We start from the raw sequence: 22,098 nt of genomic DNA on the forward strand, positions 1-22,098 counted from the left end.
AGGTGGGCGCTGAGCCGAAAATCCGGATCTCTTCCTTTTGGCTCGCTTATAGAGTTCCAGCAAAGGCCGCTGCGGCCAGCAACATACCCGTTAGAATATTCGCCAGAAACAGCCGGTAATTGATCTCGGGGCGTGAAAGATCGAGGCGCCAGATCTGCCAGCCGAGATGTGCGGCTATGAAGAGCATTCCGACGACGTAGGGCAATGACATGCCCGTCAGCCACCCACCGGTGGACCATGCAGCGACGGCAATGGCATAGAACAGGCCGATACATGCTTTACCGCGCGAGCCGAACAGGATGGCGGTCGATTTCAAGCCCAGTCTTGTATCGTCGCGAACGTCGACATAGGCGTAAACGGTATCGTATCCGATCTGCCAGGCGATAGCGCCGAGCCACATCAGAACCGCACCGACGGAAATCGTGCCTGTGATCTCCGACCAGGCCATCAGCATTCCCCAATTGAATGCCGCACCAAGAATGGCCTGAGGCCAATATGTGAAACGCTTGCAGAGCGGATAGGCAAACACGAGCGGCAAGACACTGATCGCGACGAGGCGCGTCAAGGGCGTCAGAAAGAACAGCAGCGAGGCAGCCAGTGCCAGTTCGGCCGCAAGAAACAGCACGGCCTGCAATACCCCGATCTGACCGCTTACTAAGGGGCGGAAGCGGGTGCGCTCGACATGGCCGTCGAATTTCCGATCTGCGATGTCGTTGACCGTCGAGCCTGCGCTTCTCATCAGCAACGCGCCCAGCGAAAACATGGCCAGCTGTCTGAGATCTGGAAAATCATATGAGGCTTGGATGAGCGCTGCCCAGCAGGGAAAAAGCGTCAGCCAAATGCCGACGGGCCGATCCAGCCGCGCAAGTCGCGTGTAAGGCCTCAACGCCGAGGGCAAACGGCGATCCACCCAGTCTCCCAGTTTTATATCGCTCAGATCGGGACGGGTGGATACGTTCATGATCGAAATCCGCGGTTTTCATCAATGAGGAAAAATAGCGACTTCCACACATCTCGCAACGGCTGGAAGCGCGGCTGCGCCAATCTAGCTTTGAGGCAACGTCCGGCCCGCGACGGCCATTTTCCGCTGCGGGTCGAAATTCTGACCATTCCCTCAAGCCGCCTGTGGCTCACGCATCTCCCCAGCATCCGGAATGCGTGCGATGACCTTGATCTCAAAATCGAAGCCCGCCAGCCAGTTGGCGCCAACTGCCGTCCAGTTCGGATAAGGCTTTTCGGCGAAGATCCGGTTCTTGACGGTCATGATAGCGCCGAACTGCTGCTCCGGATCGGTGTGAAACGTGGTGACATCGATGATGTTGTCGAAGGTGCAGCCTGCGGCTTCCAGGGTTGCTCCCAGATTGTCGAAGGCAAGTTGAACCTGCTTTTCGAAATCCGGCTCCGGGCTTCCATCCGCACGGCTACCGACCTGGCCGGAGACGAACAGCAGGTCGCCCGAATGGATTGCAGCGGAATAGCCGTGCTCCTCATAAAGCGCATGTCTGTTCTTCGGAAAGATTGCGTTACGCGTCGTCATGGTGTCGGCTCTCATTCGTGTTGACGTGAAAAGATGGGAAAGACGCGAGCTGGCGCGAAGCTTCCAATCCGTCGTCTGATTTGATATACGGTGCGTATGTGAAATATTCATATGCGCGGCGTATGTCAATATTTCAAATACGAAACGTATGTGAAATTGAGGATAATATGGCAAAACGCCTGGAAACGATGGAAGAAAATCGGAACAAGTTGATTGCCGCCGCACGAAAAGCCTTTGCCGAAAAAGGATTCGCGGCAGCATCCATGGACGAGTTGACCGCGGATGTCGGCCTGACAAGGGGCGCCCTCTATCATAATTTCGGCGACAAGCGTGGATTGCTCGCCGCCGTCGTCGATCAGATCGACAATGAAATGGCGTTGCGGGCGAAGGAGATCGGCGCACAGGCCGACGGTGACTGGCAAGGACTGCTTGTGGAAGGCGAGGCCTATATCAAGATGGCGCTTGATCTGGAGGTCCAGCGCATCGTCCTGCTCGACGGGCCGGCTGTTTTAGGCGATCCTTCGAAATGGCCAAGTCAGAACAGCTGCCTTGCTGCCACCCGGCTGACGGTGTCAAAGCTTCTGGAACAAGAGGTGGTCAAGCCGGTCGATGCCGAGGCGGCAGCCCGGCTCATATCCGGCGCAGCGCTGAATGCTGCCCTCTGGGTTGCCGCCAGCGATAACCCGGCGGACGTGCTGCCCAAAGCGATAGAGGCCTTCCGGGCGATGGCTTCGGGACTGCTGGCAAAGACGTGATGCCGGTTATGGCTCAGCTGCTTCCGCGATCGGCGATTCGCGGAAGCCCTTGCGGCTATGATCGAGAAAGCGGAGTCCCGCCTAGTTCATCCCGAGCGTGCTTCCGCCTTCATCTTGGCGATATCGCGCAGGGCGCCGGCAAGCACATCCGGGGTTTGCGCGCCACTGACGGCATATTGCTGATTTTTGAGCGGCATCAATTTCGCTGATGATGAGATCCCGCATAAGTCACGCCGTAGGCTCCGGCCGTTCGCTCGATATGCGCGAAGCCGAGTTCGCCCAGGTGCATACCGGCGATCAACAGCCGCTCCGAGCTGACGAGATCCAATAGCCTCGATCGCGTCGATGCTGCCAGATGTGGATCCTGATCGAACGCGATCGATACATCCGGGCGTGCGATCTGGATCGAGGGAAAGTGGACGATATCTCCCCAGATCAACAGATTCTTGCCGCCGGAATTGAGACGATAGCCCGTGTGCCCTGGGGTATGGCCGGGAAGTGGCATCGCAGTGATGCCGGGAAGCACCTCACCGGCATTGAAAGAGCGCAGCCTGCTGCAATAGCCATCGAACGTTCGACGCGCGAGGAGAAAGTTGCCGCGGGCGCGCTCCGGCGCTCGGCTCAAGTTGCCGTCATCCTGCCAGAAGGCGATTTCGCGATTGTGGACGACAAGCTCGGCGTTCAGGAAGGTGGCGTCTCCGGAAGCATTCATCAGCCCTCCGATGTGATCCGGATGGGCATGTGTCAGCAGGATCGTGTCTATATCGAGAGGCTGGATGCCGGCCAGAGCGAGATTGGTTTCCAGCCGGCCACCCCATTGCCTGAAGCCACCTGCTCCCGCGTCGATCAGGACCGTGCGGCCGCCACCACGCACCATGTAGCAGTTGATATGGATCGAGGCAGGGTCCTCTATCCCCGTATTCGCCTGCATCCGGGAGGCGTCTGCCGGGTCGATATTCGAGAGGAGGTCGAGGCTGGCGGCAAGGTAGCCGTCGCTGATGGCGGTAATTGTTAAGTCGCCAACCTGCTGGCTGGGAAAAGCTGGATTAGTCATTGTTTTCTCCAACCGGGCGCTCAATTTCGCGCATAGAGGCACGCAGCTCCATAGCCGAAGCAACGGATGCGCGCGGTGAGGGCGAGCTTGTATTTGATGGCGTTATCCAGGCCTTGCATGAAGCGCTCCATGACCGCCGGCGTGCGAAAGGGTTCAAGGCGATATCGGATGTCTGCAAAGACCTGATGTCCTCGGCCGGAGCGGACAGCGACATAGATGACATGCACGTTGGCCAATGCAGCTCGAAGGATGCCCGTGCAAAGTTCGGTGCATTGCTCCGTGAGATCGGCAAGTGCTTCGTCATCCGGCATGCTTTCTGCGGAGATGAAGATTGTGATGTTCGGCATCAGAACCTACCGCGCTGTCTCGGAGGCGGCATTCTTGCCACTCGTCAATTGTGTCGTCATCGGTTCGTAGACCTGAACATCTCCGGGCAGATGCCGAATGTCTGTAATCGCGGAACGCTTCACCTTGGCGAGCCAACGGTGCTCCGGGAGCTTCTCCATTGCCACCGCATGCATTGCGGACGGGGTGAGGCCCAGCCGGGTGAGCGGCTCGGGGCCATAAGCGCTTAGCACCAGATATTCGTCTTCACCGATTACCGGCGCTCGCTCGATGCCATCATAAAGGTTTCGGTGCCAATCGGTGATGTGCTGCTGCCAACGCGCAAAATTTCCACCACCCTTCTGGCGATATTCCTCACCCGTCAGAACATCGAGGCCATTGATCGAATGCAAGGCAAGATAAACCGGGCAACCGCGGCTGATTGCCTTCAAGCGCTGCGAGGTGTGAAAGCCAGTCACTGAAATCAGGGCTGGGAGCTTATCCAGGCTATAGAAGTCGTTCCATTCCGCTTCGCTGGCTGGATCAGCAAAGCTGCATTCTACCGTGTAGATCATCGTATCACCTTTAACTACAAGCACCGGTTTTCGGTCTTGTTTCTCATTGATATTTGATCATGATAGAGCGCCATTTATCGGTGATATATCGATATCGGCTCATGCTTTAGTGACCAAATATCAAGGTCACAGCCGTTCGAGTGCCGAACCATCACGTCGGGAGCCGCCCATGCGTCGCAAAATTCCAAGCAATTCTGCGCTCCTGGCGTTCGAGGCGTCGGCTCGCCATGGAAGCTTCGCTCGCGCTGCCGAGGAGTTGGCTCTGACCGAAGGAGCGATCAGCCGCCAGATAAGCCGGCTCGAAGCCTTTCTCGGTGTCACGCTGTTTGAGCGGGTCGGCAATCGTGTTCGGCTCTTGCCGAATGGAGAGCGCTATGCCGTACAGGTTCGTGAGTCACTGGATCGGCTGGAGCGCGATAGTCAATATCTGATGGGGCAGCCCAATGGCGGCGCGAATATCGATATCGCCACCATCCCGACCTTCGCCGCGCGCTGGCTTATTCCCCGTCTTGGGCGGTTCCGCGAAAAGCACCCGAATATTATCGTGCATCTTGCCGAACGGATGGAGCCTTTTGTCCTTAGTGGAAGTGGGTTTGATGCAGCGATCCATTTCGATCACCCTGCCTGGACCGGAATGAGAATGCATCGGCTGTTGCAGGAGACGTTGGTTCCGGTTTGCCATCCGACGCTTCTCGGTGGCGCGGAAGCGCCGCCATCTCTCGATGAACTGCCGCGCCTTCATCGACGCCAGAATCCGGACGCCTGGCAGCGCTATGCGCAGGAGGCCGGGATTGTGCTGACCAATCCTGCGATCGGCCCGCGCTACGATCTTCACGTCATGCTGATTGAAGCTGCGCTCGCTGGGCTGGGCGTCGCCCTGGTGCCACGTCTCTATGTCGAGACGGAGTTGGCAGAAGGTCGCCTCGTTGCGCCATGGCCCGATGGTCAGTCGATCTCCAAGACCTTCTGTCTCATCCTGCCGGAGCCGATCCGATTGAGCGACGGTCCGATCCAGGATTTTGCGAATTGGCTCCTCATGGAATCGCGGACGGCGAATATAACGATCTGACGGCCGTGGATTTATAGGCCTCGAGAATATCCGGATTAACACGGCATTGGTTTTCGGGTTTTTGCAGCGGCGGGGCTAGCCGTTTTGAGATCGTTTCAGCAAAAATTCGAAAGACGCCCTGCCGACGCCATTCCCTCCAGAATGGCGCCTCTGCGGATCGTGATTAATTCATCCCGGCGCGTGCTTCCGCCTTCATCCTGGCGATATCGCGCAGCGCGCCGGCAAGCACATCCGGCGTCTGGGCGCCGCTGACGGCATATTGCTGGTCGAAGATGAAGAAGGGCACGCCGTTGACGCCGATCTTCTGGGCGGCGTCGATTTCGCCGATGATGAGATCGCGATCCGCGTCGGAGGCAAGCAGCGTTGATATGACCGAACGGTCGAGCCCGGCTTCTTCGGCAATGTCGAGCAGCACTGCGTGATCGCCGACATTGCGACCTTGTTCGAAATTCGCCTTGAAGAGAGCATCCACCACCTTGTCCTGCTTTTCGCGGCTTTCGGTGACGGACCAATGGATGAGGCGATGGGCGTCGAGCGTGTTCGGGCCGATCTTGATGGCGTCGAAATCGAACTTGATGCCCACTTCGCGGCCGAGCTCGGTCAGCATCTTGTGTCCCTCAGCGACGCGTTCAGCGCCGCCGAGCTTCTGCTCGAGCGCCTTCTTCTGGTCAACGCCCTCTGGTGGATAGTCGGGATTGAGCCGATAGGGTCGCCAGTTGAGGTCGACGCCTATTTCGTCCTGTACCTCGGCAATTGCCAGCTCCAGGCGGGCCTTGCCGAGATAGCACCATGGGCAGACGACGTCCGAGACGATGTCGATCGTGATGCGTTCCATGGTTTCATCCTTTCGGTTTTCGGGCTGTTCCCCTCCATCTAGGCCTTTGCACCGATGGCTTCAACCGGTTACCGAAAGGGAACCATTGCGATGCTATTGCGCCGAGGCGTCCCACCACGCGGGTAAATAGTAGCCATAGAGCGGCAAAGCCGCGGGATGATCGATGCGGCTGCGCCGCGCAGCCCATTGCTGGTCGACATGATAGAGCGGCACAAGATAATAGCCGGAGATCAGCATCCGATCGAACGAACGCACGGCGTCGCGAAAATCCTCGGCTGAGTGTGCGGTCAGGAAATGCGATATCAACGTATCTACGTCGGGATCTTCGACGAGGGCAAAGTTGAAGCTGCCTGGCATTTTCGCGGCGGCGGAACCCCAGCGGGCCACCTGTTCGATTCCTGGCGACAACGACGAGGGATAGGATTTGATGATCATGTCGTAGTCGTAGTTGATCGTCCGCAGCTGATACTGTGAATCATCGACCGTACGAATTGTCACCGCGATACCAAGCAGTTCCAGAGACCGGCGGTAGGGGATCGCGATGCGCTCCTGGTCTGCGTTTTGCGTCAATATCTCGAAGCTGAGCTGGCGGCCGTTCTTATCGACCATCTTCTCGCCGCGGATCGTATAGCCACCCTCCTTGAGCAAGGCTACCGCCTTACGCAGGATCTTGCGGTCACGCCCGGAACCGTCGCTGACGGGAAGCCTGTAGGTGCCATCGAGCACGTCCGGATCTATGCGGTCCTTGATCGGACCCAGCATCGCGAGTTCGCGCGCATCCGCGGGAACACCGAAGGACGAAAGATCGGAATTCTGCCAATAGCTCTGCGTGCGCTGGTAGGCGCCCGAGTAGAGATTGCGGTTCATCCATTCGAAATCGAAGGCAAGCGTCAGTCCCTTGCGCACATTCTTGTCGGCAAACATCGGCCGCCGTGTATTGAAGACGAAACCGAGCATGCCGCTTGGCGTTTTCGGCCTAAAGGTCTCCTTGACGATGGCGCCGGAGGTTACTGCCGGGAAGTTGTAAGCCTGCTGCCAATGGCTGGGGCTGCCGTCCGGATAGATATCGACATCGCCTTTCTTGAAGGCTTCGAACAGAGTGGTGTCCTGCAGGAAATAATTGACGGCGATCTCGTCATAATTGTCGATGCCAATTTTTGACGGGAGATTCTTGCCCCAATAGTCGTTACGGCGCTCGAAGACGATGCGCTGGCCGGGATCGATACTTTTGATCCTGTAGGGGCCGGAACCGACGGGAATACGAAGCGAAGTCTGGTCGAAACCATCGGGATCGACGGCGTGCTTCGGCAGAATCGGCAGCGACGAGGCGATGATCAGCGGAGTTTCGCGATTGGCCTTCGCGTTGAAGCGGATCAGTACGGTGTGCTCGCCGACTTTTTCCATGCTGTCGATGGTCTCAAGCCACGACGAAAATGGCACGCGACCTTTGTCGCGCAGCAACTGGAATGTGAAGATCACATCTTCCGGCGTTACAGGTTGCCCGTCCGACCATTTGGCTTCGGGATTGAGGTTGAATCGGATGAAACTCCTGCTTTCGTCCCATTCGACCGTCTGCGCCAACAATCCGTAAAGGGTGAAAGGCTCGTCGCGCGAGCGCACCATCAGCGATTCGTAGAGGAGGTAGCCATATTCCGGGTCCCACATGCCGCGTGCGGTTGTGCGCATGCTTTTCAGGATGAAGGGATTGAGATTGTCGAAAGTGCCGACGACGCCATAGCTGACGCGGCCGCCCTTTTTGACATCCGGATTGACGTAAGGGAAATGCTTGTAGTCCGCCGGCAACGCCGGATCTCCATGCATGGCGATGCCGTAAAGCGGCTGAGCCGCCGCGGCGTTGCACAAGGTTGCGAAGAACAGGAGGGCAGCGATCCGGAGCGCTTGCATGGCATCCTTTCCGGGACGGGTACGATTCGGCCGAACATTATCATGAGCGTGCCGAATTCAACACGCGACTGCGGAAATCTTAGGACTTGGCAGAAAAGGCCAAAGAAAAGCTGGATATCCGTGCCAGTGCGATGTAACAGGGGTGCCGGGTTTCTCGGGTCATGTATTTGCCTTATTCATTCGACAGGTGGACGACGGTTTGACCCGAATTGCATGGGACGGCGTGCTGTCGTCCCGAAGCGGATTTCAGGAGGCGGTTTCGCTATGATGTTCAAGACTGACAACAAAATGCGGGCAGGTCTCTCTGCTCTGGCTCTCATGATTGGCGCGGCGATGCCGGCTGCCGCTTTCGCGCAGGATGCGTCCAACGCAGCTCCCGCCGATGGTGGTGGTGATCCCAATCAGCCGCGTCTGGGCTGGTACAAGACCTGCACCAAGCAGGACGATGCCGATATCTGCATCGTGCAGAATCTGATCATGGCAAACAACGGTCAGCTCGTGACGGCTGTCGGCCTCATCTCCGTCGATGGCAAGGTCAACCGCAAGATCCTGCAGATCTCGGTTCCGACCGCCCGCCTGATCCCGCCCGGCATCACCATGCAGGTCGATGGCGGCAAGGGCCAGAAGCTCGACTACGCCGTCTGCCTTCCGGACAAGTGCACCGCGGAAGTGCCGGTGACGGACGCGATGATCGCTTCGCTGAAGAAGGGCACGGACGTCACCTTCACCTCGGTGAACTTCCGCCGCGCTCCGAACCCGATCAAGATCTCGCTGACCGGCTTCGGCGCCGCTTATGACGGCCCGGCGATCTCCGATTCGAAGCTCGCTGAAAGCCAGAAGAGCCTGCAGGACAGCATGCAGAAGAAGGCCGAGGAAGCACGCAAGAAGCTCGAAGACGCACAGAAGGCTGCCAAGCAGCAGTAAGTGGACGATAGTCTCGTTTCATGAGAAAAAGCCCGGAGCGATCCGGGCTTTTTCTTTGCGCTAATGACCGCATACGATGCTGGGAAGCCAAATAAAAAGGAAAGGCGTTGGGAGCGCCTTCCCTTTCGAATAGGATAGGTTTTACTGGCGTTTAATGGGCGAAGCTCATTTTGGGCTTGAGCTGCCCCGTCGGGGCTTGATCGAAGATCTGAGCGACCTGCGGATTGCGCAGGGGAACGCCGCTCTCATCGTTGATGAGGTTCTGTTCCGACACGTATGCGACATATTCCGTCTCGTCGTTTTCGGCGAGAAGGTGATAGAAGGGCTGATCCTTATCGGGACGCACTTCTGCGGGGATGGAATTCCACCATTCCTCTGTATTTGCGAATTCCGGATCGACATCGAAGATGACACCACGGAAGGGGAACATCCGGTGTCGAACCACGTCGCCAATATTGAATTTTGCGTTTCGTTGTTTCATGGCACGACTTCCTTTCAAGCAATCATGTGGTGACTTTCACCACTGATATCAAGGATTTTGCCCCATTCCTTCATCGAAATGTCACATTCGGCCCGAGTTATTCGGTCGAGCAGCATGTGATCGCTCAATGCGAAGACGCTATCGGGCGGGAGACCTGCCACCGGCTTCCCAATCATGGAGAAAGCCCCGGCAGACCGGGGCTTTCGTGCCCGATATCAGACCGAGTAGTACATGTCGTATTCGACCGGATGCGGGGTCATTTCGAAACGCATGACTTCCTGCATCTTCAGTTCGATGAAGGCATCGATCTGGTCGTCGTCGAAAACGCCGCCAGCGGTCAGGAACTTGCGGTCTTTGTCCAGGCTTTCCAGCGCTTCGCGCAGCGAGCCGCACACCGTCGGGATCTTCTTCAGCTCCTTCGGTGGCAGATCGTAGAGATCCTTATCCATGGCCTTGCCGGGATGGATCTTGTTCTTGATGCCGTCGAGGCCGGCCATCAGCATGGCTGCGAAGCCCAGATAGGGGTTGGCGGTCGGGTCAGGGAAGCGGACTTCGACGCGCTTTGCCTTCGGGTTCGAGCCGAACGGAATGCGGCAGGAGGCGGAACGGTTGCGAGCCGAATAGGCAAGCAGAACCGGAGCTTCGTAGCCCGGGACGAGACGCTTGTAGGAGTTCGTCGACGGGTTGGTGAAGGCATTGATCGCCTTGGCATGCTTGATGATGCCGCCGATGTAATAGAGGCAGCTTTCGGACAGGCCTGCATATTCGTCGCCGGCGAAGGTCGGCTTGCCGCCCTTCCAAATCGACTGGTGAACGTGCATGCCCGAGCCGTTGTCGCCGAAGATCGGCTTCGGCATGAAGGTTGCCGTCTTACCGTAGGCATTGGCGACCTGATGCACGACATATTTGTAGATCTGCATCTTGTCGGCGTTGCGCACCAGCGTGTCGAACTTGATGCCGAGCTCGTGCTGTGCGGCTGCGACTTCGTGGTGATGCTTTTCGACGACGACGCCCATTTCGGTGAGAACCGTCAGCATCTCGGAGCGCATGTCCTGGCAGCTGTCGATTGGCGGCACCGGGAAGTAGCCGCCTTTGACGCGCGGACGGTGGCCGAGGTTGCCCGTCTCGTAGTCGGTGTCGTCGTTGGACGGCAGTTCACTGGAGTCGAGCTTGAAGCCCGTATTGTACGGGTCAGCCTTGTACTTGACGTCGTCGAAAACGAAGAATTCGGCTTCCGGGCCGAAGAAGGCGGTATCACCGATGCCGGAGGCCTTGAGATAGGCTTCCGCCTTCTTGGCGGTGCCGCGCGGGTCGCGGTTATAGGCTTCGCCGGAGACCGGGTCGAGGATGTCGCAGAGGATCACCATGGTGGACTGCGCAAAGAACGGATCCATATGGACCGTTTCCGGATCGGGCATCAGCACCATGTCGGATTCGTTGATGGCCTTCCAGCCGGCAATCGAGGAGCCGTCGAACATGACGCCATCGGCGAACATGTCTTCGTCGACACAGATCACGTCCATGGTCAGATGCTGTAGCTTGCCCTTCGGATCCGTAAAGCGCAGGTCGACGAACTTGACGTCGTTATCCTTGATTTGTTTTAAAATTTCGCTTGCGGTCGCCATTAAATTACTTCCCTTGACTTAGATGACGATTAAACGAGCCGCGGCCGAGAATGGGCCGGGCGGATTAAATGGCGTCGATGCCCGTTTCGCCGGTGCGGATTCGAATGACTTCTTCCACGTTGGAAACGAAAATCTTTCCGTCGCCGATACGGCCTGTCTGCGCAGCCTTGCGTATGGCTTCGATCACCGCTTCCGCATTTTCGTCCGCCAATACAACTTCGACCTTCACCTTCGGCAGGAAGTCGACGACGTATTCGGCGCCACGGTAAAGTTCCGTGTGGCCCTTCTGACGACCGAAGCCCTTCGCTTCCGTGACGGTGATACCCTGCAGGCCGACTTCCTGAAGGGCTTCCTTCACTTCGTCGAGCTTGAAGGGCTTAATGATCGCTTCGATCTTTTTCATGAGAAAATGTCTCTCCGCTTCTCCTGATACAGCAGGACTACTCCCCGCTCGGCCAACGTAATGCACGTACCATGCCAATTGATGACGAACCGCTGTAAAAAATCTCGGCGAATTCGCACCGAGACGATGAATTGATGAGGATTTTTCGGAAAAATGGAAGCGATTTCGCGCGGAAATGCGTGGGATAAGCAAAATTTCGCAAAAAAGAGCCACGCACGGCAGGTTTGTGCTTCGGCAAGGCCTTGAATATTATTGTTTAATTATTATGCAAATGCATATTTATCAATCATACTGACCACCGCAATAGCGGTTGTTTTTGAGGCAGATTTCGCATCTATAATATCCACCATGATGATGCCGCTCACCGATCTGCTCCTCACCCCCGACGCCATGTCTGCCGTCGACCGCGCCGCAGCCGCATCCGGCATCGATTCCTACGGGCTTATGGAGAAGGCAGGGCAGGCGGTTGCTGCCGTCGCGCTCCGGCACTTTCCCGGAGCCGTCCGATATGCCGTTCTCTGTGGGCCGGGAAACAATGGCGGCGACGGCTATGTGGCAGCGCGCGCGCTGAAACAGGCCGGCGCCGACGTGCGGCTTTTCCATCTTGGCGATCCCCAGCGGCTCAAGGGCGATGCTACCAGTGCTTTTGCTGATTGCCCGGTCGAGGGCAAGACGATCGATGACTTTATTCCACTAGCGGGCGACGTCGTGATCGATGCGATCTTCGGCGCGGGCCTGTCGCGGCCGGTTCCGGATGACGTGGCCGCGGTTATCGCTCGCGTCGCGGCTGCTGATATTCCCGTGATTTCAGTCGATCTTCCGTCGGGTCTCGATGGCCGTAGCGGTCAGGTTCTCGGTGCAGCCTTCCACGCCGCGCGCACGGTGACCTTCATGACGCGTAAGCCGGGCCATCTTCTCTTGCCCGGTCGCGATCTGTGCGGCGAGCTGGAGGTCTTCGACATCGGCATTCCCGACCGTATCGTCCGCGCCCATGCCGACCGCTCGCTCGGCGAAAACAAGCCGGCGCAGTGGCAGGCGGCCATACCCTCGGCAGGCGTCGAGACGCACAAATACAAGCGCGGCCATCTCATCGTCTTCTCCGGCGGGCCGAACGCGACAGGTGCTGCGCGCATGTCGGCCATGGCCGGATTGAAGGTGGGGGCAGGGCTCGTCACCATCGCCTCGCCGCCGGAGGCGCTTGATGTCAATGCAGGCTTGCTGACGGCAATCATGCTGCATTCCATCGCGGATGAAGCCTCATTGCTCGAATGGCTTGCCGATAAACGCCTTTCGACCTTCATTCTTGGGCCTGGATTCGGCGCCGGCGAAAAGGCACGGCAATTCTGCCTCGCGCTCGCGAATCGCCACCTAGTGCTGGATGCCGACGGTATCACCTCGTTCCGCGACGAGCCGCAACGACTGTTCGATGCCTTTGCTGAAGGACCGACACGCTTGGTGCTGACACCCCACGAGCGGGAGTTCAGCCGGCTCTTTCCCGATATCGCCGCGGACGAAACATTGAGCAAGGTCGATAAGGCGAGGGCGGCGGCAATCAGAGCCCATGCTGCCATCATCTACAAGGGTGCCGATACCGTGATCGCCGCTCCGGACGGCAGGGCACTGATCAACGCCAACGCGCCACCCTGGCTTGCTACCGCCGGCTCCGGCGACGTACTTGCCGGCATTGTCGGTGGCCTGATGGCGCAGGGGGCGCCGGCCTTCGAGGCAGCCGCCGCCGGCGTCTGGCTACATGGTCTTGCCGGTCAACATGCCGGCAAGGGGCTGACCGCCGAAGACCTCGTCGCAGCCGTCAAACCGCTATAGCGCTATTTCGCCACTTCCTGCTGCAAAGCGATCGCACCGGGCGGCGCATTTACCTTGCCCTCATGGATCATGAAGGCGAAGACATCGCGCGGTTCGGCCTTGACCTTACGCTTTGCATCGATCAGCGGCAGATCGTCCGGTACCTTGCCAGCGGCCCAGCTTTTCAAACGATCCGCCCAGGCTTTCAGATCCTTCGGCGGATAGCAGGTCTTGATATCGTCCGATCCCTTCTGCAGGCGGGCATAGACGAAGTCGGCCGTGACATCCGCAATCATCGGATACTCGAAATGCTCGGCGCAAACGGGCGCGACATTGTATTTTTCGAGCAGCGCGACGAACTCCGGCACCTTGAAGGAATCGTGCCGGACCTCGACGACGTGTCTCAGCGCAAGACCATCCTGCTTCGCCGGCAGCAGCTTGAGGAAAGCCTCGAAATCATCCGGATCGAATTTCTTCGTCGGTGCGAACTGCCAGAGCAGCGGGCCGAGGTGATCGCCGAGCTCGCTGATGCCGGATTCCAGGAACTTCTGCATTGACTCGCCCGCTTCGGCAAGGACGCGGCGGTTGGTGACGAAACGCGTCGCCTTCAGGGAGAAAATAAAGCCGTCGGGAACATCGGCGGCCCATTTGGCAAACACTTCAGGCTTCTGCGTGCTGTAATAGGTGCCGTTGACCTCGATCACTTTCAGCTGGCGGCTGGCATAATTCAGCTCGTCCTTCTGCTTCAGCGTGTCGGGATAGAAGGTCCCGCGCCAGGGTTCGAAGGTCCAGCCGCCGATGCCTGTGCGGATTTCGCCCGCTTTGGTCATTCTCTCCTCCTTGGCCATTCGGCCGGGTAACCTTACTCCGCCGCAGCAACCTTCTTCACCGGACGCCGCTCCAGTAACTCCTTCAGGAACTGCCCCGTATAGGAGCGCTTTTCCTTGACGATCGTCTCCGGCGTGCCGACAGCCACGATCTCGCCGCCGCCATCGCCGCCCTCCGGACCGAAATCAAGGATCCAGTCGGCCGTCTTGATGACTTCGAGATTGTGCTCGATGACGACGACGGAATTGCCCTGATTGACCAGTTCGTGCAGCATTTCCAGAAGTTTGGCGACGTCGTGAAAGTGCAGCCCGGTTGTGGGTTCGTCGAGAATGTAGAGCGTGCGGCCCGTCGATCGCTTCGATAGTTCCTTGGCTAGCTTGACGCGCTGCGCCTCGCCACCCGAAAGCGTATTGGCCTGCTGTCCCACCTTGATATAGCCGAGGCCGACATCCTTCAGGCTCTGCAGCTTGTCGCGCACGGCGGGAACGGCCGCGAAGAAATCGACGCCTTCCTCGACGGTCATGTCGAGCACGTCGGCGATCGACTTTGTCTTGAAGGTGACATCAAGCGTCTCGCGATTATAACGCTTGCCGTGGCAGACGTCGCAGGTGACATAGACGTCAGGCAGGAAGTGCATCTCGATCTTGATGACGCCGTCACCTTGGCAGGCCTCGCAGCGGCCGCCCTTGACGTTGAACGAGAAGCGGCCCGGCTGATAGCCGCGTGCCTTGGCTTCCGGCAGGCCGGCAAACCAGTCGCGGATCGGCGTGAAGGCGCCGGTATAAGTCGCGGGGTTCGAGCGCGGCGTGCGGCCGATCGGCGACTGGTCGATATCGATGACCTTGTCGATATGCTCGAAACCGTCGATGCGGTCGTGATCGGCCGGGATTTCGCGCGCACCCATAACGCGGCGTGCCGCCGACTTGTAAAGCGTCTCGATCAGGAAGGTGGACTTGCCGCCGCCGGACACGCCGGTCACTGCAGTGAAAACACCGAGCGGGATGGACGCCGTGACGTTCTTCAGGTTGTTGCCTCGCGCGCCGACAACCTTGATTTCCTTGCCCTTCTTGGGCTTACGAGGTTCATTGGGAACCGGCACGCCGAGCTCGCCGGACAGATATTTACCGGTCAGTGACTTCGGGTTCGCCATGATGTCCTGCGGTGTGCCATGCGCCACCACCTGGCCGCCATGCACGCCCGCAGCCGGCCCGATATCGACCACATCGTCGGCCGTCAGGATCGCATCCTCGTCATGCTCGACGACGATCACGGTGTTGCCGATATCCCGCAGATGCTTCAGCGTCTCCAAAAGACGGGCATTGTCGCGCTGATGCAGACCGATGGAGGGCTCGTCAAGAACATAGAGAACGCCCGTCAATCCCGAACCGATCTGCGATGCCAGCCGGATGCGCTGGCTTTCGCCGCCGGACAGCGTGCCCGAATTGCGCGATAGGCTCAGATATTCGAGACCGACATCATTGAGGAAACGCAGGCGATCGCGGATTTCCTTGAGGATGCGGACAGCAATCTCGTTCTGCTTGTCAGTGAACGTGCCCGGCAGCGCATCGAACCAATCGCGGGCAACGCGGATCGACATCTCCGCCACCTGGCTGATGTGCAGCTTGTCGATCTTGACCGCCAGGGCTTCCGGCTTCAGGCGATAGCCGTTGCAGGCCGGGCATGGGGCAGCCGACATGAAGCGTTCGATCTCCTCGCGCGCCCAGGCAGAATCCGTTTCCTTCCAGCGGCGCCCGAGGTTCGGCACTATGCCTTCGAAATTCTTGTGCGTGGTGTAGGAGCGCGCACCATCGGCATAATGGAATTCGATCTTGTCTTCCGTGCCGTTCAGGATGACATCCTTGGCCTTGTCGGACAGTTCGTTCCAGCGATTGCCGAGCTTGAAGCCATAGTGCTTGCCGAGCGCCTCCAGCGTCTGATTGTAATAGGGTGAGGTCGACTTGGCCCACGGAGCGATCGCGCCATCGCGCAGCGTGCGTTCCGGCTCCGGCACGATCAGTTCCGGGTCAATCTTCTGCTGCGAACCCAAGCCGTCGCAGGACGGACAGGCGCCAAAGGGATTGTTGAACGAGAACAGGCGCGGCTCGATTTCTGGAATGGTGAATCCGGAAACCGGGCAAGCGAATTTCTCCGAGAACAGTACGCGCTCATGCGTTTCGTTCAGCGACTTGTTGGCTGAGCCGCCCGCAGCGGTCTCCTCAGGCGGCAACGGTTTGTCGGCGAATTCCGCGACGGCAAGACCGTCGGCAAGACGCAGCGAGGTTTCGAAGCTGTCGGCAAGACGCGCCGCCATGTCCGGACGCACGACGATGCGGTCGACCACGACATCGATGTCGTGCTTGTATTTCTTGTCGAGCGCCGGCACATCGGCGATCTCGTAGAACTGGCCGTCGACCTTGACGCGCTGGAAGCCCTTCTTCATGAGCTCCGCCAGTTCCTTCTTGTATTCGCCCTTACGTCCGCGCACGAGCGGTGCCAGAATGTAAAGCCTGGTGCCCTCCTCATAGGCAAGAACGCGATCGACCATCTGGCTGACCGTCTGGCTCTCGATCGGCAGGCCCGTCACGGGCGAATAGGGAACGCCGACGCGGGCAAACAGCAGACGCATATAGTCGTAGATTTCGGTGACCGTGCCGACCGTCGAGCGCGGATTGCGCGAAGTGGTCTTCTGCTCGATCGAGATCGCTGGCGAGAGGCCGTCGATCTGGTCGACATCCGGCTTCTGCATCATCTCGAGGAACTGGCGTGCGTAGGCCGAAAGGCTTTCGACATAGCGGCGCTGGCCCTCGGCATAGATGGTGTCGAAGGCGAGCGACGATTTGCCGGAACCGGAAAGGCCGGTCATGACGATCAGCTTGTTGCGTGGCAGGTCAAGATCGATGCCCTTGAGATTGTGCTCGCGCGCACCACGTATGGAAATAGTCTTCAGTTCGCTCATCGTCGTATGCAGGTCCCTTGGAGTCTGCCTTTATTTAGTGATGTCAGCCCGCGAGTCGAGGCTGAAATGAAGGGGTGGAGCCGGTTTTCGATTCCGTTGACATCATCATAGGGATAAATTAGAACAAAGAAAGAACAAAATTATCGCGGCGATTTCTTTGTGGATGAACGGAACTGGGAAGGCCGCATAAATAGCACCTGACGCCTGCTATGGGTTAAGGTGTTCCGATAGAATTTCAAAGCCGTCGATGGGCGGCAAGCAGGGTGGTGTCATGGCCGGTAGTGTGAACAAGGTAATTCTGATTGGGAATCTCGGGGCGGACCCCGAAATTCGCCGCACGCAGGATGGCCGCCCGATCGCCAATCTCAATATCGCAACGTCGGAAACCTGGCGCGACCGTAATTCCGGCGAGCGCCGGGAAAAGACGGAATGGCATCGCGTCGTCATCTTCAATGAAGGCCTCTGCAAGGTCGCCGAACAGTATTTGAAGAAGGGCGCCAAGGTCTATATCGAAGGCGCTCTGCAGACTCGCAAGTGGCAGGATCAGAACGGCCAGGACAAGTATTCGACCGAAATCGTGCTGCAAGGCTTCAATTCGACGCTGACGATGCTCGATGGCCGCGGCGAGGGCGGCGGTTCCATGGAAGGTGGAAGCCGCGGCGGTCGCGGCGGCGGTGATTTTGGTGGCGGCTACGGCGGCGATTACGGCGGCGGCGACGATTATGGCCAGTCGTCCTCTTCGCAGGGCTCTTCCCGCGGCGGCGGTGGTAGCCGTGGTGGCAGCAGCCAGGGCGGAGGTAACTTCTCGCGCGATCTGGATGATGACATCCCGTTCTGATCGATATGCTTGCCAGCTAAACTATCCAATAGCTCACCTTCGGGTGAGCTATTTTACGTGCAGCGCGTCCAGATAGAAGGTTCACCTATCGAGCGGATTCGAGCCTTCCGATTGATTGTTTAATTCTTCTAGGATTAATTGGCAGATCGCTATGGTATCCTTGATATTCTCTTTCGTTAAAATGTGAGTTCTGGATACCTCGTCAGCGAGATAAATAAAAAGAATCTTTTTCTGTAGATCATCCTCGGTAACGATGTTGATGGACGCATATTGAGTGTCTTTTTCATCTACCAAGTACTCCGTCTTTATAAAGGTATATCCATATTTCTTGAAGAATCCGCGGATTATGTTTTTGAGAAACATTGCCGATCCTTATTCAGCGCACACCGAAACGCGATGTTCTGTGTAGCGCGGTGATGGCGATAAAAGCTTTAACCTGCTTGTAGCGCCGCTTTTGCCCCATCTACAACGAACTGCGCGGCAAGCGCCGCAAGGATAACCCCCAGCAGCCGGGTGAGAATGGCGCGGCCGGTGGCGCCGAGCATTCGGTCGAGCCTGTCTGAAATGGCAAGCGCCGCAAAGACCAGGGCCAGATTGACGGCGATGACGCCGATCAGTTGCGCGCGGTCGAGCGTCGTCTGCAGCGAGCCGGCCAACAGAATGGTGGCCGAGATGGCGCCGGGACCGGCGATCAATGGTAAGGCGAGGGGAAAGACCGCGATATTGCGGATGTGATCCTTCGTAATGGCGACCTCCGTCGTCTTCTCTTTCCTGTCCTGCCGCCGCTCGAACACCATTTCGAAGGCGATCCAGAACAGCAGCAGGCCGCCGGCGATACGGAAGGCACCGATGGAGATGCCGAGCACACCAAGCACGCTCGCGCCGAATAAGGCAAAGGCCGCAAGGATGAAGAAGGCGATCAGCGATCCGCGTAGCGCCACCTGCTTGCGTTCCGCCCGGTTCATGCCGGCCGTAAGTCCGATGAAAAGCGGCGCGAGCCCCGGCGGATCGACAGTTACGAGCAGAGTCGTGAAGGCATTGATCAGCGTATCTGCGCTCGCCATATAGTCCCCGAAGCTTGTTTTATCGCTGTTATCAAGCATTGTTATGCGAGGAACGGGCTTTCGCAAAGGGTCATGCATCGGCGTCGATGGATTTCGCCATGGAAATGTTCGATTCCATGGCTTAAAGGGGCAAAACCTGTTCAAAAACACCGGCCCAAATTGGCGCTCGCCAGGCCTTTCGGCTATAAATTTCGCAGTGATTCTAAAAGAGATCGTGATCTGTTTTGACTGAGCAAACACCACCCGGCGGCGGGAAGCTCCCGCCAGGCATCGAGCCGATTTCCATCATGGAGGAAATGCAGCGGTCGTATCTCGATTACGCCATGAGCGTGATCGTCAGCCGCGCGCTTCCCGACGTCCGTGATGGTCTGAAGCCCGTTCATCGGCGCATCCTTTATGCGGCGCATCAGAGCGGCTATCACTGGAACCGCAAATATGTGAAGTCGGCCCGTCCCGTCGCTGACGTCATGGGTAGCTACCACCCGCACGGCGACGCTTCGATCTATGACGCCTTGGTGCGCATGGCGCAGGACTGGTCGATGCGCGTGCCGCTCATCGACGGGCAGGGCAATTTCGGCTCGATCGACGGCGATCCGCCGGCGGCGATGCGTTATACGGAATCCCGCCTGACGAAGGTCGCCCACGAGCTTCTCGAGGATATCGACAAGGAAACGGTCGATTTCCAGGAAAACTATGATGCGACGACGGAGGAGCCGAAGGTTCTGCCGGCACGCTTCCCGAACCTGCTGGTCAACGGCTCCGGCGGCATCGCCGTCGGCATGGCGACGAACATTCCGCCGCACAACCTCTCCGAGGTCATCAATGGCTGTATCGCGCTGATCGACAATCCGGCGATCGAGCTGCCCGAGATGATGGAGATCATCCCCGGTCCGGATTTCCCGACCGGTGCAAAGATCCTCGGCCGCGCCGGCATCCGCTCCGCCTATGAGACGGGGCGCGGCTCGGTCGTCATGCGCGGTGTCGCGACCATCGAACCGATGCGCGGCGATCGCGAGCAGATCATCATCACCGAGGTTCCCTATCAGGTGAACAAGGCGTCGATGATCGAGAAGATGGCCGAACTCGTGCGCGAGAAGCGCATCGAGGGCATCTCGGATTTGCGCGACGAGTCCGACCGCCAGGGCTATCGCGTCGTCGTCGAACTCAAGCGCGATGCCAACGCCGACGTCATCCTGAACCAGCTTTATCGCTATACGCCGCTGCAGACCTCTTTCGGCTGCAACATGGTGGCGCTGAATGGCGGCAAGCCCGAGCTGATGAACCTGATGGATATGCTGCGCGCTTTCGTGGCTTTCCGCGAGGAAGTCATCAGCCGCCGCACGAAGTATCTGCTGCGCAAGGCGCGTGATCGCGCCCACGTCTTGGTCGGTCTGGCGATTGCGGTCGCCAATATCGACGAAGTCATCCGCGTCATTCGGCAAGCGCCCGATCCGCAATCGGCCCGCGAAGAGTTGATGACACGCCGCTGGAATGCGGCCGATGTCGAGTCGCTTATCCGGCTAATCGACGACCCGCGTCACCGCATCAACGAGGACGGCACTTACAATCTATCCGAAGAGCAGGCGCGCGCCATTCTCGAACTGCGTCTGGCACGTCTCACCGCTCTCGGCCGTGACGAAATCGATGAAGAACTCAACCAGATCGGTGCAGAAATCAAGGACTACCTTGATATTCTTTCGTCGCGCGCTCGGATCCAAACCATTGTAAAAGAAGAGCTTGCCGCGGTTCGTGATGAGTTCGGAACTCCGCGCCGCACCGAGATCGTCGATGGCGGCCTCGAGATGGACGACGAGGATCTGATCGCCCGCGAGGACATGGTCGTCACCGTTTCCCATCTCGGCTATATCAAGCGGGTGCCGCTGACCACCTATCGTGCGCAGCGCCGTGGTGGCAAAGGCCGCTCCGGAATGACGACCCGCGACGAGGATTTCGTTACCCGGCTATTCGTTCTCAATACACATACGCCGGTTCTGTTCTTCTCGTCCCGCGGTATCGTCTACAAGGAAAAGGTCTGGCGTCTGCCGATCGGCACGCCGACATCGCGCGGCAAGGCACTGATCAACATGCTGCCGCTGGAACCCGGCGAACGCATCACCACGATCATGCCTCTGCCGGAGGATGAAGACAGCTGGGACAATCTCGACGTGATGTTCACGACGACGCGCGGAACCGTGCGCCGCAACAAACTGTCGGATTTCGTGCAGGTCAATCGTAACGGCAAAATCGCCATGAAGCTCGAGGAAGAGGGTGATGAAATCCTCTCCGTCGAGACCTGCACCGAGCATGACGACGTGCTGATGACTACGGCGCTCGGCCAGTGCATCCGCTTCTCGGTTTCGGATGTACGCGTCTTTGCCGGCCGCAACTCCATCGGTGTTCGCGGCATCAGCCTTGCATCCGGCGATCGCATCATCTCGATGACGATCGTCCGCCATGTGGATGCCGAGCCATGGGAGCGCGCGGCCTATCTCAAACGCTCCGTCAGCGAGCGCCGCTCCGCAACGGGCGATGACGAGGAGATTGCGCTGGTCGGCGAAGAGGTCACCGAAGAGGGGCAGCTCAGTGACGAACGTTACGAGGAGCTTAAGGCTCTCGAGCAGTTCGTTCTGACGGTCTCGGAAAAAGGCTTCGGCAAGCGTTCGTCTTCCTATGATTTCCGTATCTCCGGTCGCGGCGGCAAGGGTATTCGCGCTACCGACACGTCGAAGACGGGCGAGATCGGCGAACTTGTTGCTGCCTTCCCGGTCGAGGACGGCGATCAGATCATGCTCGTCTCGGATGGCGGTCAGCTGATCCGCGTGCCCGTCGGCGGCATCCGCATCGCCAGCCGCGCCACCAAGGGCGTCACCATCTTCTCGACGGCCAAGGACGAAAAGGTCGTATCCGTCGAGCGTATCAGCGAGCCGGAAGGCGATGAGGATGATGCTTCGGCAGCCGAGGACGATGTTGCTGCCGGTGAGGCAGGAGATGCCGGTAGCGAGGGTAGCAGCGAAGAATAAAAATTCGCTGAACCGGGCTGCACAAACCGCTGGCTGACCGGCTGACCCAAGAAACTGAAGGATTTCAATCGCATGAGCTTGGTAATAGGCTCATGCGATTGC

Annotated in this window: 19 protein-coding genes and 1 pseudogene; 6 read left to right on the forward strand and 14 right to left on the reverse strand. The window is 58.4% G+C overall.

The features are described from left to right. Positions 1-46 precede the first annotated feature (46 nt). Positions 47-961 (reverse strand): 4-hydroxybenzoate octaprenyltransferase, encoded by a 915-nt coding sequence (ubiA, locus tag PH558_RS15275; protein ID WP_285205181.1) that lies wholly within the window; start codon positions 959-961, stop codon positions 47-49. A 153-nt stretch (positions 962-1,114) separates the two neighbouring features. After that, entirely contained in the window at positions 1,115-1,537 is a 423-nt protein-coding gene (locus tag PH558_RS15280) for a RidA family protein (RefSeq protein WP_285205182.1), read from the reverse strand. 167 nt (positions 1,538-1,704) lie between these two features. On the opposite strand from PH558_RS15280, the gene PH558_RS15285 reads away from it, so the two are divergent. Continuing rightward, positions 1,705-2,292 (forward strand): TetR/AcrR family transcriptional regulator, encoded by a 588-nt coding sequence (locus PH558_RS15285; protein ID WP_285205183.1) that lies wholly within the window; start codon positions 1,705-1,707, stop codon positions 2,290-2,292. Positions 2,293-2,378: 86 nt separating this feature from the next. Here PH558_RS15285 and PH558_RS15290 read toward each other — a convergent pair. From PH558_RS15290 to PH558_RS15305, 4 genes and pseudogenes are all read right to left on the reverse strand, one after another. Next, positions 2,379-2,477: pseudogene (locus tag PH558_RS15290) on the reverse strand (disulfide bond formation protein DsbA); the annotation flags it as partial. Between the two features lie 11 nt (positions 2,478-2,488). Further along, positions 2,489-3,346 carry an MBL fold metallo-hydrolase gene (locus PH558_RS15295; protein WP_285205184.1) on the reverse strand — a complete coding sequence of 286 codons (858 nt, stop codon included), beginning with the start codon at positions 3,344-3,346 and terminating at the stop codon, positions 2,489-2,491. 20 nt (positions 3,347-3,366) lie between these two features. Then, complete coding sequence (locus PH558_RS15300) at positions 3,367-3,693, reverse strand: hypothetical protein (protein ID WP_285205187.1); 327 nt, start codon at positions 3,691-3,693, stop codon at positions 3,367-3,369. Positions 3,694-3,699: 6 nt separating this feature from the next. Then, positions 3,700-4,245, reverse strand: coding sequence for a sugar ABC transporter (locus PH558_RS15305; RefSeq protein WP_285205190.1), 546 nt, complete (start codon positions 4,243-4,245; stop codon positions 3,700-3,702). Positions 4,246-4,414: 169 nt separating this feature from the next. Between PH558_RS15305 and PH558_RS15310 the strand changes: the two genes are divergently transcribed. Beyond that, entirely contained in the window at positions 4,415-5,314 is a 900-nt protein-coding gene (locus PH558_RS15310) for a LysR substrate-binding domain-containing protein (RefSeq protein WP_285205193.1), read from the forward strand. 163 nt (positions 5,315-5,477) lie between these two features. Here PH558_RS15310 and PH558_RS15315 read toward each other — a convergent pair whose 3' ends face one another. Continuing rightward, positions 5,478-6,149 carry a DsbA family oxidoreductase gene (locus tag PH558_RS15315; protein ID WP_095434872.1) on the reverse strand — a complete coding sequence of 224 codons (672 nt, stop codon included), beginning with the start codon at positions 6,147-6,149 and terminating at the stop codon, positions 5,478-5,480. A 93-nt stretch (positions 6,150-6,242) separates the two neighbouring features. Next, positions 6,243-8,054, reverse strand: coding sequence for an extracellular solute-binding protein (locus PH558_RS15320; protein WP_285205196.1), 1,812 nt, complete (start codon positions 8,052-8,054; stop codon positions 6,243-6,245). A 264-nt stretch (positions 8,055-8,318) separates the two neighbouring features. On the opposite strand from PH558_RS15320, the gene PH558_RS15325 reads away from it, so the two are divergent. Further along, positions 8,319-8,978 carry an invasion associated locus B family protein gene (locus PH558_RS15325; RefSeq protein ID WP_092715437.1) on the forward strand — a complete coding sequence of 220 codons (660 nt, stop codon included), beginning with the start codon at positions 8,319-8,321 and terminating at the stop codon, positions 8,976-8,978. 151 nt (positions 8,979-9,129) lie between these two features. Here PH558_RS15325 and hspQ read toward each other — a convergent pair whose 3' ends face one another. The 3 genes from hspQ to PH558_RS15340 form a co-directional block, all read right to left on the reverse strand. Beyond that, positions 9,130-9,459, reverse strand: a complete 330-nt coding sequence (gene hspQ / locus PH558_RS15330; RefSeq protein WP_069612159.1) for a heat shock protein HspQ — start codon at positions 9,457-9,459, stop codon at positions 9,130-9,132. Between the two features lie 215 nt (positions 9,460-9,674). Further along, complete coding sequence (glnA, locus tag PH558_RS15335; RefSeq protein ID WP_095434874.1) at positions 9,675-11,084, reverse strand: type I glutamate--ammonia ligase; 1,410 nt, start codon at positions 11,082-11,084, stop codon at positions 9,675-9,677. Between the two features lie 64 nt (positions 11,085-11,148). Then, positions 11,149-11,487 carry a P-II family nitrogen regulator gene (locus tag PH558_RS15340; protein WP_015339877.1) on the reverse strand — a complete coding sequence of 113 codons (339 nt, stop codon included), beginning with the start codon at positions 11,485-11,487 and terminating at the stop codon, positions 11,149-11,151. Positions 11,488-11,835: 348 nt separating this feature from the next. On the opposite strand from PH558_RS15340, the gene PH558_RS15345 reads away from it, so the two are divergent. Further along, positions 11,836-13,311, forward strand: coding sequence for an NAD(P)H-hydrate dehydratase (locus tag PH558_RS15345; protein WP_285205202.1), 1,476 nt, complete (start codon positions 11,836-11,838; stop codon positions 13,309-13,311). 2 nt (positions 13,312-13,313) lie between these two features. Here the strand turns inward: PH558_RS15345 and PH558_RS15350 are convergent, their stop codons facing one another. Together PH558_RS15350 and uvrA are read right to left on the reverse strand one after the other, a co-directional pair. Continuing rightward, positions 13,314-14,120: a DUF72 domain-containing protein gene (locus tag PH558_RS15350; RefSeq protein ID WP_095434876.1), complete on the reverse strand. Its 807-nt coding sequence runs from the start codon at positions 14,118-14,120 to the stop codon at positions 13,314-13,316. Between the two features lie 32 nt (positions 14,121-14,152). Further along, entirely contained in the window at positions 14,153-17,074 is a 2,922-nt protein-coding gene (gene uvrA / locus PH558_RS15355) for an excinuclease ABC subunit UvrA (protein ID WP_285205206.1), read from the reverse strand. A gap of 271 nt (positions 17,075-17,345) precedes the next feature. Between uvrA and PH558_RS15360 the strand changes: the two genes are divergently transcribed. Then, positions 17,346-17,912: a single-stranded DNA-binding protein gene (locus tag PH558_RS15360; protein WP_095436273.1), complete on the forward strand. Its 567-nt coding sequence runs from the start codon at positions 17,346-17,348 to the stop codon at positions 17,910-17,912. 431 nt (positions 17,913-18,343) lie between these two features. Here PH558_RS15360 and PH558_RS15365 read toward each other — a convergent pair whose 3' ends face one another. After that, a complete protein-coding gene (locus PH558_RS15365; RefSeq protein ID WP_095436274.1) occupies positions 18,344-18,976 on the reverse strand; it encodes a MarC family protein in 633 nt (210 codons plus the stop codon). A 224-nt stretch (positions 18,977-19,200) separates the two neighbouring features. On the opposite strand from PH558_RS15365, the gene gyrA reads away from it, so the two are divergent. Next, positions 19,201-21,996 carry a DNA gyrase subunit A gene (gene gyrA, locus PH558_RS15370; RefSeq protein ID WP_095434879.1) on the forward strand — a complete coding sequence of 932 codons (2,796 nt, stop codon included), beginning with the start codon at positions 19,201-19,203 and terminating at the stop codon, positions 21,994-21,996. Positions 21,997-22,098: the final 102 nt, after the last annotated feature.

This window comes from Rhizobium pantanalense, assembly GCF_030182525.1.
Lineage (GTDB): Bacteria > Pseudomonadota > Alphaproteobacteria > Rhizobiales > Rhizobiaceae > Rhizobium.

Excerpts from the sequence above, each read along its gene's own strand:
- PH558_RS15285 (WP_285205183.1), top strand. The coding sequence starts at position 1,705 with ATGGCAAAACGCCTGGAAACGATGGAAGAAAATCGGAACAAGTTGATT.
- PH558_RS15295 (WP_285205184.1), bottom strand. The coding sequence starts at position 3,346 with ATGACTAATCCAGCTTTTCCCAGCCAGCAGGTTGGCGACTTAACAATT.
- ubiA (WP_285205181.1), bottom strand. The coding sequence starts at position 961 with ATGAACGTATCCACCCGTCCCGATCTGAGCGATATAAAACTGGGAGAC.
- uvrA (WP_285205206.1), bottom strand. The coding sequence starts at position 17,074 with ATGAGCGAACTGAAGACTATTTCCATACGTGGTGCGCGCGAGCACAAT.
- PH558_RS15345 (WP_285205202.1), top strand. The coding sequence starts at position 11,836 with ATGATGATGCCGCTCACCGATCTGCTCCTCACCCCCGACGCCATGTCT.
- PH558_RS15305 (WP_285205190.1), bottom strand. The coding sequence starts at position 4,245 with ATGATCTACACGGTAGAATGCAGCTTTGCTGATCCAGCCAGCGAAGCG.
- PH558_RS15360 (WP_095436273.1), top strand. The coding sequence starts at position 17,346 with ATGGCCGGTAGTGTGAACAAGGTAATTCTGATTGGGAATCTCGGGGCG.
- PH558_RS15340 (WP_015339877.1), bottom strand. The coding sequence starts at position 11,487 with ATGAAAAAGATCGAAGCGATCATTAAGCCCTTCAAGCTCGACGAAGTG.
- PH558_RS15325 (WP_092715437.1), top strand. The coding sequence starts at position 8,319 with ATGATGTTCAAGACTGACAACAAAATGCGGGCAGGTCTCTCTGCTCTG.
- glnA (WP_095434874.1), bottom strand. The coding sequence starts at position 11,084 with ATGGCGACCGCAAGCGAAATTTTAAAACAAATCAAGGATAACGACGTC.
- PH558_RS15320 (WP_285205196.1), bottom strand. The coding sequence starts at position 8,054 with ATGCAAGCGCTCCGGATCGCTGCCCTCCTGTTCTTCGCAACCTTGTGC.
- PH558_RS15310 (WP_285205193.1), top strand. The coding sequence starts at position 4,415 with ATGCGTCGCAAAATTCCAAGCAATTCTGCGCTCCTGGCGTTCGAGGCG.
- PH558_RS15300 (WP_285205187.1), bottom strand. The coding sequence starts at position 3,693 with ATGCCGAACATCACAATCTTCATCTCCGCAGAAAGCATGCCGGATGAC.
- PH558_RS15280 (WP_285205182.1), bottom strand. The coding sequence starts at position 1,537 with ATGACGACGCGTAACGCAATCTTTCCGAAGAACAGACATGCGCTTTAT.
- PH558_RS15365 (WP_095436274.1), bottom strand. The coding sequence starts at position 18,976 with ATGGCGAGCGCAGATACGCTGATCAATGCCTTCACGACTCTGCTCGTA.
- PH558_RS15315 (WP_095434872.1), bottom strand. The coding sequence starts at position 6,149 with ATGGAACGCATCACGATCGACATCGTCTCGGACGTCGTCTGCCCATGG.
- PH558_RS15350 (WP_095434876.1), bottom strand. The coding sequence starts at position 14,120 with ATGACCAAAGCGGGCGAAATCCGCACAGGCATCGGCGGCTGGACCTTC.
- hspQ (WP_069612159.1), bottom strand. The coding sequence starts at position 9,459 with ATGAAACAACGAAACGCAAAATTCAATATTGGCGACGTGGTTCGACAC.